At 54.8% G+C, this 14,460-nt stretch carries 12 protein-coding genes and 2 pseudogenes; 2 read left to right on the top strand and 12 right to left on the bottom strand.

What is annotated here, in order from left to right:
- Positions 1-465, top strand: a complete 465-nt coding sequence (locus AC1DKH_RS00165; protein ID WP_477797092.1) for a (2Fe-2S)-binding protein — start codon at positions 1-3, stop codon at positions 463-465.
- On the top strand, positions 462-2,717 hold the full coding sequence (locus tag AC1DKH_RS00160) for a xanthine dehydrogenase family protein molybdopterin-binding subunit (protein WP_477797091.1): 2,256 nt from the start codon (positions 462-464) through the stop codon (positions 2,715-2,717). The genes AC1DKH_RS00165 and AC1DKH_RS00160 overlap by 4 nt, the downstream gene beginning before the upstream one ends.
- Before the next feature lie 230 nt (positions 2,718-2,947).
- Here the strand turns inward: AC1DKH_RS00160 and AC1DKH_RS00155 are convergent, their stop codons facing one another.
- From AC1DKH_RS00155 to AC1DKH_RS00100, 12 genes and pseudogenes are all read right to left on the bottom strand, one after another.
- Positions 2,948-4,285 carry an OprD family porin gene (locus tag AC1DKH_RS00155; protein WP_477797090.1) on the bottom strand — a complete coding sequence of 446 codons (1,338 nt, stop codon included), beginning with the start codon at positions 4,283-4,285 and terminating at the stop codon, positions 2,948-2,950.
- A gap of 136 nt (positions 4,286-4,421) precedes the next feature.
- Positions 4,422-6,077, bottom strand: coding sequence for a cation acetate symporter (locus AC1DKH_RS00150; protein ID WP_477797089.1), 1,656 nt, complete (start codon positions 6,075-6,077; stop codon positions 4,422-4,424).
- Complete coding sequence (locus AC1DKH_RS00145; RefSeq protein ID WP_477797088.1) at positions 6,074-6,436, bottom strand: DUF485 domain-containing protein; 363 nt, start codon at positions 6,434-6,436, stop codon at positions 6,074-6,076. Before AC1DKH_RS00145 ends, AC1DKH_RS00150 begins: the two co-directional genes overlap by 4 nt.
- Positions 6,437-6,467: 31 nt before the next feature.
- Positions 6,468-7,688 carry an FAD binding domain-containing protein gene (locus tag AC1DKH_RS00140; protein WP_477797087.1) on the bottom strand — a complete coding sequence of 407 codons (1,221 nt, stop codon included), beginning with the start codon at positions 7,686-7,688 and terminating at the stop codon, positions 6,468-6,470.
- Entirely contained in the window at positions 7,685-8,167 is a 483-nt protein-coding gene (locus tag AC1DKH_RS00135; RefSeq protein ID WP_477797086.1) for a VOC family protein, read from the bottom strand. Before AC1DKH_RS00135 ends, AC1DKH_RS00140 begins: the two co-directional genes overlap by 4 nt.
- 289 nt (positions 8,168-8,456) lie before the next feature.
- Positions 8,457-9,176 (bottom strand): TetR/AcrR family transcriptional regulator, encoded by a 720-nt coding sequence (locus AC1DKH_RS00130; RefSeq protein ID WP_477797085.1) that lies wholly within the window; start codon positions 9,174-9,176, stop codon positions 8,457-8,459.
- Positions 9,177-9,267: 91 nt separating this feature from the next.
- Positions 9,268-10,185 carry a LysR family transcriptional regulator gene (locus AC1DKH_RS00125; protein WP_477797084.1) on the bottom strand — a complete coding sequence of 306 codons (918 nt, stop codon included), beginning with the start codon at positions 10,183-10,185 and terminating at the stop codon, positions 9,268-9,270.
- A gap of 115 nt (positions 10,186-10,300) precedes the next feature.
- Entirely contained in the window at positions 10,301-11,512 is a 1,212-nt protein-coding gene (locus AC1DKH_RS00120) for an MFS transporter (protein ID WP_477797083.1), read from the bottom strand.
- 530 nt (positions 11,513-12,042) lie between these two features.
- Positions 12,043-13,233, bottom strand: a complete 1,191-nt coding sequence (locus AC1DKH_RS00115; RefSeq protein ID WP_477797082.1) for an MFS transporter — start codon at positions 13,231-13,233, stop codon at positions 12,043-12,045.
- A 115-nt stretch (positions 13,234-13,348) separates the two neighbouring features.
- Positions 13,349-13,537 (bottom strand): annotated as a pseudogene (locus tag AC1DKH_RS00110) (SAM-dependent methyltransferase); the annotation flags it as partial.
- Between the two features lie 83 nt (positions 13,538-13,620).
- Positions 13,621-13,746: pseudogene (locus AC1DKH_RS00105) on the bottom strand (hypothetical protein); the annotation flags it as partial.
- A 74-nt stretch (positions 13,747-13,820) separates the two neighbouring features.
- Positions 13,821-14,438 carry a LysE family translocator gene (locus tag AC1DKH_RS00100; RefSeq protein WP_223542649.1) on the bottom strand — a complete coding sequence of 206 codons (618 nt, stop codon included), beginning with the start codon at positions 14,436-14,438 and terminating at the stop codon, positions 13,821-13,823.
- Positions 14,439-14,460: the final 22 nt, after the last annotated feature.

Below are 14,460 nucleotides of genomic sequence, written 5' to 3'. Positions count from 1 at the left end.
GTGATCACACTCGACATCAACGGCAAGACGCATGAACTGGACATCCCGCAAGACATGCCGCTGCTGTATGCCCTGCGCAACCAGGTAGGGCTCAATGGCGCGAAATACGGCTGCGGTTTGGGTCAGTGCGGCGCTTGCACCGTTTTAGTGAACGATAAACCGGTGTTTTCATGCCTGACACCCTGCGGCGCGCTGGCGGGCAAATCAGTGCGTACAGTGGAGAGCCTGGGCAGCGCCGACAAACCGGGGCCGTTGCAGAAAGCCTTTATCGACGAACAGGCGGCCCAGTGTGGTTATTGCATCGCGGGGATGATCATACGAGCGCAGGCTCTATTGGAGGCCAACCCTCATCCAGACGATGAAACGATCCGTCGCCACATGGCTCCCAACCTGTGCCGCTGTGGCACTCATGTGCGGATCCTTGCCGCTATCAAGTCGGTCATCGCGCAGGGAGACAAGGTATGAAATCCTCTGCGCAAAACGTCGATCTGAGCCGCCGCGCCTTCGTGATAAACGGCACGTTGGTGATGGGATTCGCAATGCTCCCGGGTATCCCGCGTGCCTTCGCTGACACCGAAGTGGACACCTTGGGGACGGCGATCCTGGCGCCGGATCTGCCAGGCAGCCTGCGGGCCACGCCCAATCTGGACGCCTGGATCCGCATAGACGCGAAAGACGGCATCACCGTCTACACCGGCAAAGTGGAGCTGGGCACTGGCGTCAAGACCGCGCTCCTGCAGATCGCCGCTGAACGCCTGGAAGTATCACCTGGTCTCATCCGCTTTCTCACTGCCGACACTGCGCTGACACCCAATGAGGGTTATACCGCCGGCAGCCATACGATCGTCGACAGCGGCACTGCATTGTTCAATGCCGCGGCCCAGGTGCGTCAGTTGTTACTCGAATCAGCGGCACGCCAATGGCGATGCAACATCGACAGCCTGAGCACGCGGGACGCTGTGATCTACGATGGGCAAGTCCGCAGCATGACCTACATACAAGCGGTGGTCGGGGTTCAATTGCATCGCTTCGCATCGGCGAGTTCCCCCTTCAAGCCAGCCAGCAGTTTCACCCTGATCGGCAAATCATTGCCTCGGCTGGACATCCCGGCCAAGGTCAGCGGCGGTGCGGCCTATGTGCAGGACATGCGCCTGCCCGATATGCTGCATGCTCGCGTGATACGTCCCCCCCGGCGCGGCAGTCAGCTACTGGACATTGACGAGGCCGCCCTCAACAAACTCCCCGGTGTGGTGAAGCTGGTCCGTAACGGCAGTTACCTCGCCGTGGTCGCCTCCGATGAATGGCTGGCGGTCAAAGCGATGCGCGAGGGCTACGGCACTGCCCGCTGGACAGAAGGTAATCCGCTACCTGACTCGACACATATCCATCAACTCCTCACCGAGCTGCCAACGCGGCGCTACCCGGTGAGCGCCAAGGGTAACCTCACGCAACCTGAGTCGCGTGCGTACAAGGCACGGGTGACCAAGCAATACCTGATGCACGGTTCCATCGGGCCGTCTTGCGCTGTGGCGTGGTTCAAGGATGGGACGCTGACCGTCTGGACCCACACCCAGGGTGTTTATCCTCTGCGCATGGGCATCGCCCAGATGCTGGGTCTGCCTGTGCAGCAGGTACGCTGCATCCATGCTGAAGGCTCCGGCTGCTATGGTCACAACGGCGCCGATGACGCCGCCGCCGATGCCGCGTTGATCGCCATGGCCCTGCCTGGCAAACCAATACGGGTGCAATGGATGCGCGAACAGGAAAATCTCTGGGAACCCTACAGCTCGGCAATGCTGGCCGAAGTGGAAGCGGGACTGGACGACAGTGGGCGTCTTCGTGACTGGAAATACGAGCTCTGGAGTACTCCGCACAACGAGCGCATCGTCAATGCCGGGCGCCTGTTACCGGCGTGGCTATTGGCCAAACCCTTCACCCCTGCTCCTTCAGTCCCGATCGCCCAACCCGAGGGTGACGGCGACCGTAACGCGGTTCCGTTGTATGAGATACCCAACCTGCAGGTTGACCTGAATTTTGTGCTGACCATGCCATTCAGGACTTCGGCCATGCGTTCGCTCGGTGCCCATATCAACGTGTTCGCCATCGAAAGTACGGTGGATGAACTGGCGGCTCGGGCCGCTGTGGATCCGGTGCAGTTTCGCCTGAATCACTTGAGCGATCCGCGAGCACGGGCGGTGGTGGATCGCGTGGCCAGTGCGTTCCGCTGGCCGCAAAAAGCAACAGGCCCCGGCAGTGGAATCGGCTTCGCCTTCGCACGCTATAAAAACATCATGGGTTACTGCGCCATCGCCGTGCAGTTGCATGTACAGCGCCAGACCGGGCAAGTGACGATTGATCGGGTGGTTGCCGCCGTCGATGTGGGGCAAATTGTCAGCCCCGATGGGCTGCTCAATCAGATTCAGGGCGGCATCGTGCAGTCCGCCAGCTGGACACTCTATGAACGAATCCTCTATGACGCCGGTGGCCTGCATAGCTTCGATTGGAGTGGCTATCCGATCATGCGTTTTCCCGAGGTGCCGAAACAGGTCGAGATCCACATGATCGATCAGCCGGATCAGCCATTTCTCGGTGCCGCGGAAATCGTCCAGGGCCCCATGGCCGCAGCGCTGGGCAACGCCATCAGCGATGCCACCGGCAAGCGTTTGCTCGATCTTCCACTGGCTCGACGTGGCTGGCAGGCAGCGTTGGGATCATGAGCGATCCTGACGTGCTGAATCGGTCGCCTATCGCACACTCGGAATAAAAAAGGCGGTGAAGGATCACTTGCACCGCCCTACCCCAATCAAGGGAAATGTTTCTCTTCTATAAAACATGCCGTTGGAAGAGAACGGCATGTACACGCAACACTCCTGAAAGTGCTGCCTGTCAGTTAAGCGGGCCGCTAACCCGCTGAATATACTTTCACTTGCGTTCTATCGGATAACGTCTAAAACAATGCCAATTGGTAATTAATGATTATCCGATTTTCGTCTTGTTGGCGGGTGTTTGGGATGTTGTTTCGTACCATTGCGTTTTTCCACATGACGCTAACGCCTTTTAACGGTCCCGATTGCACGACATAGGCCAGCGTTATATCGCGTTCCCACTCACTGGAATTGCTGGAAGCGATGGTATTGATGTCATCACCTTTAACGTATACAACCCCCGCCGTCGCACCGGGCAAGCCCAGTTTCGCGAAGTCGAAAGCGTAGCGTGCTTGCCAGGACTGCTCGCCAGCGTGCACGAATTTCTGAACCTGCATTTCCGTGATGGTGTAAGTGGTCGGACCGTCACCCTGGTTTAAATAAGGGAAATCGCTTTTTCCGTTGCTGACCTCATAGCCGGCTCCGAAGGTGTGACCGGCAACGGCATAGGTAAATAATCCACTGAACAGGTTATTGTCGACTTTGCCTTTTATCGTATTACCGCCGTAGTAGCCTGTCGTAAAATAAGCAGGGTCATGGCCGTTTGCACCATCATCCTGGCTATTGAAATATCGAATATCACTGGTCAGAACGCCCGAACCTATTGCCCAGTTATGAATCAGCCCTAGAAAGTGTTGCTTATAGAAATCTTCAAGGTTGCCGTAATAATATTGCAAGGTCAGATCTTTGGTCAGTTTGTAATCGCCACCCACATAAATGAATTTATTGCTGAAGCGACCGGTGACAGGATTGTTGGCACCCGCAATTGACATGTTTTCGTTATTGCTGGAGTTCCGGCCCTTGACCCCGTCAATTTGCCCTCCTACCAGGGTCAGATCCTTGATGTCTGCGGAGGTAACCTGGGTTCCCTGCCAGGTTTGCGGCAGCAAACGCCCGTCATTACTGAAGATAACCGGCAGTTTCGGGACCAGAGTACCAAGCTTCAACTCGGTCTTGGATATCTTCACTTTCCCGGTCAATCCCAGGCTGGAAAAATCGTCAACCGCATGGTTGCCGTCGCTTGGAAACACCACACCACCGAAGTTGGTACCCGTTGGATTGCCATGTTTGCCGGCGCTTGAATCGAGCTTTACGCCCAACATGCCTAAAGCATCGACACCGAACCCTACAGGGCCTTGGGTGTATCCGGAGATGAATTCCAGCTGGAAAGCCTGTCCCCATTCCGCTTGATAACTTTGATTGGCGGCTTTCTGCGCGGGTGTTGCAGAGTCACGATAATCGCTGTTGATATAGTAATTGCGCAGTTTAAGCGCAGCCTTACTATCATCAATGAAACCAGCCGAATGGGCTTGCTGCGCCAATACACACATGGCAGCCGCAACGGTAAAAGAACATTTCATTTATGCGCACCCAAGTTGAGGTTATTATTTTTGTATTAACTATTCAGCGATTTTTCAGGCACAAATTTCCAAACAGCGCACGGAGCATGAGCGCTGTTATTCATAAATTATTTATTGCAGGCAGCCACTACATGGATCAATCAGCTTTGAGTTGAGCCTTCCATGTTGCCGGCGTACCCAGTTCAGAGTCGACCAACTGATTTTCGAATCGATTGCGCTCACTGATGGCACTGGCGGAGCGATCGGTAATGGAAAACCAGAAAATACCGATGAATGCTACGGCCATTGAAAACAGGGCCGGATATTCATAAGGGAACCAGGCTTGCTGATGATGAAGGATCTTGACCCAAACGGTTGGACTGAGAATGCACAGGGTGATTGCCGATACCAGCCCCAACGATCCGCCAATTACGGCGCCACGGGTCGTCAAGCCTTTCCAGTAGATCGATAACAACAGTACCGGAAAGTTGGAACTTGCGGCGATGGAGAACGTTAAGCTCACAATAAAGGCGATATTTTGCTTTTCAAATGCAATCGCCAGGATGATCGACAACACACCCAGTACGATGGTCGTAACACGAGAGACGCGCATTTCGTCACGGTCGCTGGCGGTGCCGCGGCGCAAAGCATGTGCATAGAGATCATGAGAAACAGCTGACGAGCCAGCCAGGGTCAACCCTGCCACTACCGCCAATATCGTCGAGAACGATACCGCACACATGAATCCCAGGAAGACATTACCGCCGACGTTATGGGCGAGGTGAATGGCAACCATGTTAACGCCACCCAATATTCCACCTGATGCATCGTGATAGGCAGGATTGCTCGCAACCAGGGCGATGGTGCCAAAGCCAATGATGACAATCAGCGCATACCCTATGCCGACAAGACCGGAGGCATAAAGAATGCTTTGGCGCGCGGCTTTAACGTCACCGACGGTGAAAAAACGCATGAGAATATGTGGAAGACCCGCCGTACCGAAGACCAGTGCCAACCCCAGGGAGATGGCGGATACTGGGTCGGTAATCAAACCTCCGGGGCTCATGATTGCCCCATGGGATGGATGAACCTGAGTGGCTTGAGTGAACAATTGGTTCAGGCTGAATCCGAACTCGGATAACACCATGAGAGCCATGAAAACACAGCCGGTCAGCAGTAACACTGCCTTGATGATCTGAATCCAGGTAGTTGCCAGCATTCCGCCAAAGAACACATAGATGACCATCAGCGTACCGACGAGCAGTACAGCCGCGGTGTAATCAAAGCCGAACAGCAGTTCCACCAGTTTTCCAGCGCCTACCAGTTGAGAGACCAGGTAAAGCAGCACGATCACGATAGAGCTGGACGCCGCAAAAGCTCGTATGGGTCTTTGCTTCAGCCTGTAGGACAGAACGTCCGCCAGGGTGTAGCGCCCAAGGTTGCGCAATGGCTCCGCGATCAGGAACAGAATGATCGGCCAGCTTGCAAGAAAGCCGATTGAGTAGATCAGCCCGTCGAAGCCACTGGTAAAAACCAGGGCGGAGATGCCCAGTAACGACGCTGCGGACATGTAGTCTCCGGCGATGGCCCAACCATTCTGGAAACCGGTAATTTTGCCGCCTGCCGCATAGTGATCGGCAACACAATTGTTTTTACGCGCGGCCCATCGTGTGACGAATAGAGTGAATACGACGAACGCCAGGAACATGCCTATGGCAATGGGGTTATGTTTGGGCACCGCGGCAGGGACATCGCTCGCGTATACAGTTGCCGAAGTAAGGATGGCCGAGAAGGTAATAAGAAGACGCTTCATTTTTTGAAGCTCCTGATAATTGTTTTTATTTTTGGGTCGTAGCAGGTGTTAGTGCGCCATACGTAGACAGCAACGAGAAGAACCGTAAAGGCGAGCATTGCGAAGCCAATCGGCACGCCCCACGTCATGGGTTGACCTTCGGTGATAGGTGTACCCAAGCGGGCAGGAATAAAGGCCAGCGAAAGAATAAAGCCGAAATATACCGCCAGCATGAGAGCAGTCATGCTCCACGAAAATAATCGTCGCTGTTTTACCAATGCACGAAACTGCGGGTTTTCGAGAATCGGATTTTGAATAGTGTCTTCAAGCTGTTCAGCGGACACGGCCGGGCCACCGTCTTGCGGATATGCATGTTCCATGGTTCTCTCCTGCGAAGGGCGTGTAACTGAATTAAAACTTCACGGGCACTGCGGTTTCACGCATCACGGCTTCTGGAGTCCGGTACAACTCAGCCATTTCGCGCTCTTCCTCGCTTTTCAATTGCGCCTGCATATACGCGCCAAGATGCCTGGCGTGCTGAACTATCGAGGCGCCGAAACGGCAGCGTTGTTCGCTGTAGTCCGCCAAGGCATCTTCAACGGATGCATGTCGCTCAAGTGCTTCGACGATTGCCAAGGCATCACCGGCCGCCTTGGTGACACCCATCCCGCAATGAGGACGGACCACAAATGCAGCGTCGCCGAGCAGAGCGACTCGTCCGAAATTCATCTTCGGTACTTCCAGGTCGTAAATCGGCTGGAACAGCGGTTGCGTTGCTTTCTTCACGACTTCGGCAAACTGCGGGGCAAGTAGCGTATCGGCGGACTTATACATATTGGCGAGCACATCACGACGTATCAGTGCCGGAGGAATTCCACCTTCAAACTGTTTACCGCTCTCATCCCGGAGCAGATTCTTCAACTCATCGTCGCCGCTGGTGCGGTACCAGACAAAGTTGTAACGACGCTCTCCTGCAAGGGTGCTGTTCGACTGGCCAGCAACTGGATACCCCAAAATTTGCTCGCGCGGGGGTAAACAGAACGCAAATTTATCGAAGAGCGATGCGTGGGCGGAGTCGGAAAGAACACCTTCATCGACCAACCCGCGCCATGCGATATAGCCGGCGTATTGCAGGTGTAAGTCAGGTAAAAGCTGCTGGCGAATCGTCGACCGGAATCCATCGGCAGCAATAATGATGTCCGCTTGATGAGTTGTGCCATCAGCCAATGTGACACTGGCATGGGACTCCGTGCTTTCGACCGAGACGACGCTGCCACCGCAACGATAGAGCGAGTCTGGAAAAGCGGCGCGAAGAACCTGGTACATCTTCCCCCACGCAGTCAGCGTTTGCGGGAGCGCGTTCTCGAGCACGACATCGCCGTCCTGGTCCAAAGTGACGCGCGAGAGCACATCGATACCAACCGACGCATCGAGCGGGATGCCCGCTGCAGCCATCGCCTCGAACAATTCAGGGTGTGTAACGATCCCCGCGCCACGTCCAGCGAGTTCATCCGGTACCCGTTCGAAGACTTCTACATCCCAGCCTTTGCGTAGCAACATGTTCGCCGCAAACAGACCACCCAGCGAACCACCTACGACAATAGCGCGGCGCTTGTTCGACATATTAATCATGGCTGCACCTCCACAGTCGCAGCGGCATAGGCGGTGTAGGAACCGACGGCTTCAATCTCGGAGGCCGGGAAGTTGAGTTCGATGGTGACACCGCAAGGATCTTCGATGAAGACCTGATGCAGGCCCAGGCTCGGAACGGTGCGATCACGCCAGGCAATGCCTTGCGCTTTGAAGACGCTCCAGAACTCAACCAGGCCTGTTACCAGAAAAGCAATGTGATCAACGGTTCCAGTGCCCTTCAACGGGATTTCTTTGTCGCCGAGATACTTCTTCAAACCCTCGGGGTTGGAGGGATCGATCCCGATAATGTGGACCGTACCAAAGTCTTGCTCATCCCCTCCCATGTACAACCACACGCCAGGAAAGTCGAACGGCGGCCGGTAACCGGGGGTGAAACCGAGCACCCTTTCATAAAATTGGCTGGACTTTTCCAGGTCGAACGACCGGATCGAGTAATGAGCGAGTTTTCGGACTTGCATGGTGCCTCCAACTGTTTTTGTAGTTATTTATCGGTTGATAAACAGTAAGGCCTGACGAAATTGAAGTAAATAGCCGCAGGACCAAATTTTTTGAGGACTGCCCCTGAACCACGTCGTGGTGTCGTCTCGGCAGGGCGAGTTCCAGGTGTTTGGAAAGGGCTTTTCAGAGCGAAATAGCGGGGTGCGCGCCCTCCCACCACCTATCCAGCTAAAGGCTGAAACAGGTGATGAGTGGTCGACAAAAAAGAAGGGTGGCAGCAGGATGTCATTAGGTGGGCAAGCGGAAAAATCAATTCAAACGAGGCATTTCGCCGAGGTCGTTGTCGACTTGAGCCAATACATGGGGACCGCCATTGAGGAACGCATCGACCATCTGCTCTATCAGCGCGTCAATGTCCTCGGTCACTGGAAGATCGTAGATCCATTTACGCACGCCAATATAGAAAATGCTGGCATGCAAACTCCAGATCAGTTCGAGCTCTTTTTCATTGATCGTTTCACCGGAGGAAGGCGCCAGACCATGGGCATGGCGAATTTCCGCGATAACAGGAATGAAGACTCGCTCACGCAATTTGGCCAGATACCGATCGTTGATGCCTTCACGGGTCAACCCGGCGAAAACGAAGATGCGAATCCATTCTCGCCGCAAAATCACGTTTGCGTATGAAGTATAGAAACGAACCAGGCGAGCCTGAAGGGGCTGCGAACGATCCTTGATCATCGTCTCCCAAGAGGCATCCCACTGATATACCTCGTCGTAAACACGGTCAATCAATGCTTCTTTGCTGGGGAAATAGCGATAGAGCAACGGCTGGGTAACGTCCAGTTGCCGCGCCAGCTCACGAGTGCTTCCCGAGAATCCGCACGTCGCAAAGTGCTCGATGGCTTTCTGCACGATCTGCTTTTCCCGGACCTCTGGCGAAAGACGCCGAGTCGCCGCTTTGACGGTGCCCTGTGAGTCCGCTGATTTTTCCGGCGCTTTCTCGTCTACGTTTTTTGAGTCTTGCATAACGCCTCACTAGAGCTTCATCGAGGCATCATACAAAACAAAAGAATGCGCTGGCTATGAACCCGCCCCGGCTTCTGAGGACGCCAGCAGATCAATTCCTGGGGAGGTGTTCAGGCCCCAGTAATTCACAGATGAAATCGATAAAAGCATTGACGCGTTTGGAGCCGCGATGATTGGGAAGATACAGCGCGGAAATGGCCGAACTTGCATCGTTGGGATTGATCACAAAAGACTCGAACAACGACGTCAAGTTGCCGCTGTCGATATCATCGTCGACAAGCCAATCAGGTAACAGCGCCACCCCACCGCCGGACAGTACAACTTCGCGCAAAACCTCCGCATTGTTGCTTTTGAAGCGGCCTTCAATGGGTACTCGCGTCTCCTCACCGTCCTTTTGGAACGTCCAAACCTGCTGCTTTGACCCGTAACTGAAGCGCATGCACTCGTGCTGCAGCAAGTCCAGAGGCTGTTCGGGAAAGCCATGCGTATTCAAGTACGCGGCGCTGGCAACCGCCCGACGCCGAAAATGACCGATGGTACGACTGACCACACCATCCATCGCTGCTGCCGATCCCAACCGTATCGATAGGTCAACGCGCTCGCCGAGCAATTCGACGATGTCGTCAGAAAGTGTCATGTCCAACACCAAGTGCGGGTAACGCTTCAACAGCGAGGCGATATGCGGAGCAATGAGACGACGTCCAAGCGCCACCGGCACAGAAATACGCAGATGCCCTGCAGGGACTTCCCCACGGTCAGTGACTGAGGCATCCGCTTCGGCCACAGCATTGAGCACCTCCCGCGCTTTCAAATAGTAGGCGGCACCGGCATCTGACAATGAGATTTGACGGGTGGAGCGGTTAAGCAGGACAGCGCCCAGTTCAGCCTCAAGCCCATCGATCATCCGAGTTACAGATGACGTAGCCATGCCTAATTGTCGTGCGGCAGAAGAAAAACCCTTCGAATCCACCGCCTGGACGAACATTTTCAATGCGAGCAGCTTGTCCATGGCACTCCTTGAGTTACCGGGCGCTGACTGGGAACGGTGCGCCTATTTCACTGATTGGATTTGATCACTAACTTGGGGCACCCTCCCCAATCACTTGTCCTGGCGACGGATTTACTCAGTGGGTCTGCCCGCTTCTACGGGACACCATCAAGAACGCGGTCAGAGTGGCCAGTGACAATGCACTTCCGCCGGCGGCAATCGCCAACCAGCTGAAGTGTTCATAAAGCGAGCTGGCCACCGAGGAGCCGATCGCCCCGCCAATGAAGATGCTGATCATGTACAACGCATTCAGACGGCCTCGGTTGGCAGTGCCCAAGGCGTAGACGGCTCGTTGCCCAAGCACCATGTTCATCTGCACGGCAAAATCCAGCGCGATACCCGTAACCGCTAACCCGATCACACCGTAAAAAGGATTGATGAAGGCCGGCAGGAAACTCACTGCGCCCAATATCATGGCCAACTGTGAGGCTCGTCGAGTGTGCCCTGCATCAGCAAGTCGACCACTGATAGGTGCGGCGATTGCGCCGATGGCGCCGACCAGAGAGAAAATCGCAATCTGACTTTGCGTGAGGCCGAACTCCCGGCTCAACACCAGGGGGACAGCAGTCCAGAACAAACTGAACGCGGCAAACATCAACCCTTGATAGAGCGCTCGTTGACGCAATACCGGCTCGCGGCAAAACAGTTGTCCAAGGGACTTCAGCAACTGACCATACGACGCGCGATGGGTCGGTTGCCATTTGGGCATGGTCATGCCGATCACCATGGAGATGACGAGCATCAACGCAGCCGCGCCGATAAATACTGCCCGCCAACCAAAATGGTCAGCAACCAGGCTCGACAGCGGCCGCGCAAGCAGGATCCCCAACAGCAAGCCCCCCATGATCCCGCCCACCACTCGGCCGCGAGACTCTTCCGGCGCCAGATGCGCGGCCAATGGAATCAGCATTTGCACGGAGACCGAGCTGAAACCGATGAGTGCCGAGACGACAAGAAACACACTCGGCTGCCTGGCCAAACCAGCGGCGATCAGGCTGAAGATTGTAACCACGATCGTCGCGATCATCAGTCGGCGGTTTTCCATGAGGTCCGCCAAGGGAACCAGGAAAAACAATCCGAGTGCGTAACCAATTTGAGTCAGCGATACGATAAAGCTAGCGCTGCCATTCGACATGCCGATATCCGGGGCGATCAAGCTGATAATGGGTTGCGCGTAATAGATGTTGGCCACGATCGCACCACAACAAAACGCAAAGAGAAGCACCATTCCCCTCGTCATTGAAGCTTTTGTTATCGCCGCTGCTGTGCCGCTTGTTGAAACGCTCATGCCATGAACTCCTGAGGTTCGACAGCGGTGACTTTCCAATGAAGGTCACCCGCCTGATGTTTGTCAGGTCACAAAATAGGCGGCACGCCCCACCGAGAGAATATGGACATGGCGCAACGTCATGTTGCGTCGTGCGCAAAAGCTGCCTGGGCGCAATCAACGCCTCCCGTGTGCATCATTGGCGTAAATAAGCGGGATACTTCATTGCCCGCACTCACCTTTCCAGGTCGATGCCCATACGGCACCTGTCCTTCATGTGATTGACCTACCCCCCCTTTTCAACGCCCATCGACAAGCCGTTCGTGTTGAGCGCAGACTATTATTAATCGGTCGATTATTAATGCTTTCAACCCAAAAACACTCCTCTCCCTTCTTAACCGCTTCGAGTGTGGGTCGTCGATTTCGAGCTCACGAACGGGCGTACTTCACCGCTTTGGATAGGCTCCGTTTTGGAAGTGCGTGCCTGGCATCCCCTATCCCTTGTCACGCTGACGTCGACACAGACCGATGTGAATACACCACGGGACACCTTACTGCTGCTTGAACAACAATATGAGCAGAGCCGTTGCGGCAAGCAACGCCCCCATGAGGAACGTGCTGCCTGCCCCAAAGTGCTGCCATAGCCAGCCCGCAAGAACACTGGCGATCAGCATGCATACACCACTGACCAAATTGAAAATACCGAACGCGGTGCCCTTGAGCGCATGGGGGGCATTGTCGGCCACCAACGACGCAAGAATGCCTTGACTGAACCCCATATGAAGCCCCCACAAGGCAACGCCCAGCATCATCATGATGACAGAACTGGATTGAGCCAGTAGCAGATCCGCCAAGACGAGCAAGACCATCCCCACATAGAGCAACTTCGCTCGACTGATCCGATCGGATAGCCAGCCGGCCGGGTAAGCGGACAACGTATAGAAAAGCGCCATGACCACCATCACCAGCGGAATCCAGGCGACCAGCAGGCCTGTCTGTTGCGCTCGTAGTACCAGAAATGCCTCGCTGAAACGAGCCAGCGTAAACACCCCTCCAATGATGACGATCCACCAATACCCGGAAGAGAAGTCGTCAAGGACTCTCCAGTGAATTGGAGATCGAAATGTGTGTTCGGTCGGGAGGTGTGTGGGTTCTTTTACTCCTGTGACAATGAGAACCACCGCCACTGCTGCCGGAATAACTGCAAACCACAGGACTAGCTGTATATCTGCGAGCCATAACATGAGCACGATGGCCAGAGCAGGGCCAAGTACAGCCCCGACGGTATCCATCGACTGCCGCAGCCCAAAACAGGCGCCACGGATTTCTGGTGGCGCCACATCTGCGATCAGAGCATCTCGTGGTGCCCCTCGAATGCCTTTGCCAATTCGATCCAGAAAACGCGCTGTAAAGAAAACTTCAACCGAGTGAGCCAGAGGAAAAAGGGGTTTGGACAACGCGGCTAAACCATATCCAAGCAAAAGCAATCCTTTGCGCCGCCCGATAAAATCGCTGAAAGCACCGGAGAAAATCTTGACGAGCATGGCGGTCGACTCGGCAATCCCCTCGATCACCCCGACGGTCAATGCACTCGCACCCAATGTCGTAACCAGAAACACCGGCAGCAAGCTGTGTACCAACTCAGAAGACAGGTCCATGAAAAGGCTGACAAAACCCAACGTCCAGACAATGCGAGGAATACGAAGACGCTCGGCGTTGGTGTGTGGACTTTCGTTACTCATCTTTTCAACCTGAATCGTCCTTGCTGCTGTAGACACAAATGACCGGCAGCCTGGGTCGATTTCTGCCCGTCACGGTAGGCAGAAACTGGCCAGAAACTGTCTGTCGCGTCCAGGTTCAAACCATTTTGCACGTCAACCAAGCACTCCAGAACAGGCTGCTGAAGAAACGGGTCGCGTCCCCGAATCCGGCGTCGTGTAACAGTGTTTGAACCGCCGCCTCAGAATGTGGAGGGTCAGCGCCTTGGAGGATTTTCCCCAGCTTTACCTTCACTTCATCCGGGCTGGCTCCATGCTCCCAGCGCCGGACTCGCCGCTCCGTGCTCGGTGTGCGCTGCGGTTTCATGGCGCAGTCGGAGCCGACGTTGGTGACCTCATGCGCAACGATCAAATGTTGAGTTCGTCGACGAAAACGTCGACTACACGCACCGGATTGGTGTCGCTGACGTAATCGTCGAGGCTCTCGGGAAGCAAGGTGCCTTGACCCCGATGTTCACCTTGAATAAAGCGCTTCATGGGCGATCCTTGCGATGAAATCCTCAGAAATCATAGCAAGGGTATTCGGGCTGGATGGATACTCAATCGTGGACTTATTGAACCAGCTGCCGGATCCCTAGAGACAAAATCAATCCACCGCATAATCGATCAATAGCTTTTTTCCTCCTTCGATACGCTGAAGCGATCTCAGGTTGCGAAAGAGCAATTGCGACCACTCCATACCAAGTCATCGAAACCACCACTACGACTGCCAGCATCGACAAAAACGTGCTTGGTGAAACGTGGGTGGGGGCTGCCGCTGAGAAAATAGCGGCATAGAAGGCCATGGATTTAGGGTTGCCAATGTTCGTAACGACCCCCTGAATGAATGACTGCCGAAAGTTTCCGACGACAGCATTATTACAGGGGGCAAGCGCGCTCTTCCCGGCCTTGAGCAGCAGTCGGAATCCAAACCACATCAGATAGGCTGCCCCCAGAACTTTTACGATCAGCGCCGCCCAAGGGAACGCAGCAAATACAACGCCGATACCAGCGATTGCACAGGTGGCCCAGAATAAATTGACCAATACGATGCCTGCTACCAAAGCCAAAGCTTCTGACCGCGTAGCAGCTACCGCTTTGTGGACTACTGCAACGAAATTTGGCCCTGGAATAACGACACCGGCCAGGTAAACCAAAAAGACTGTCAAAACGGCGGGACCATCGATCATCTGCATTCCTTGCGAGTGTTGT

This window comes from Pseudomonas sp. 05L36, assembly GCF_056398125.1.
Note: the sequence above shows the minus strand (reverse complement) of the source record. Positions and strands in the feature narration are given on the sequence as shown.

What these genes read in the sequence shown, in the direction of transcription:
- AC1DKH_RS00160 (WP_477797091.1), top strand. Translation starts at nt 462, where the DNA reads ATGAAATCCTCTGCGCAAAACGTCGATCTGAGCCGCCGCGCCTTCGTG.
- AC1DKH_RS00155 (WP_477797090.1), bottom strand. Translation starts at nt 4,285, where the DNA reads ATGAAATGTTCTTTTACCGTTGCGGCTGCCATGTGTGTATTGGCGCAG.
- AC1DKH_RS00150 (WP_477797089.1), bottom strand. Translation starts at nt 6,077, where the DNA reads ATGAAGCGTCTTCTTATTACCTTCTCGGCCATCCTTACTTCGGCAACT.
- AC1DKH_RS00145 (WP_477797088.1), bottom strand. Translation starts at nt 6,436, where the DNA reads ATGGAACATGCATATCCGCAAGACGGTGGCCCGGCCGTGTCCGCTGAA.
- AC1DKH_RS00140 (WP_477797087.1), bottom strand. Translation starts at nt 7,688, where the DNA reads ATGATTAATATGTCGAACAAGCGCCGCGCTATTGTCGTAGGTGGTTCG.
- AC1DKH_RS00135 (WP_477797086.1), bottom strand. Translation starts at nt 8,167, where the DNA reads ATGCAAGTCCGAAAACTCGCTCATTACTCGATCCGGTCGTTCGACCTG.
- AC1DKH_RS00130 (WP_477797085.1), bottom strand. Translation starts at nt 9,176, where the DNA reads ATGCAAGACTCAAAAAACGTAGACGAGAAAGCGCCGGAAAAATCAGCG.
- AC1DKH_RS00125 (WP_477797084.1), bottom strand. Translation starts at nt 10,185, where the DNA reads ATGGACAAGCTGCTCGCATTGAAAATGTTCGTCCAGGCGGTGGATTCG.
- AC1DKH_RS00120 (WP_477797083.1), bottom strand. Translation starts at nt 11,512, where the DNA reads ATGAGCGTTTCAACAAGCGGCACAGCAGCGGCGATAACAAAAGCTTCA.
- AC1DKH_RS00115 (WP_477797082.1), bottom strand. Translation starts at nt 13,233, where the DNA reads ATGAGTAACGAAAGTCCACACACCAACGCCGAGCGTCTTCGTATTCCT.
- AC1DKH_RS00100 (WP_223542649.1), bottom strand. Translation starts at nt 14,438, where the DNA reads ATGATCGATGGTCCCGCCGTTTTGACAGTCTTTTTGGTTTACCTGGCC.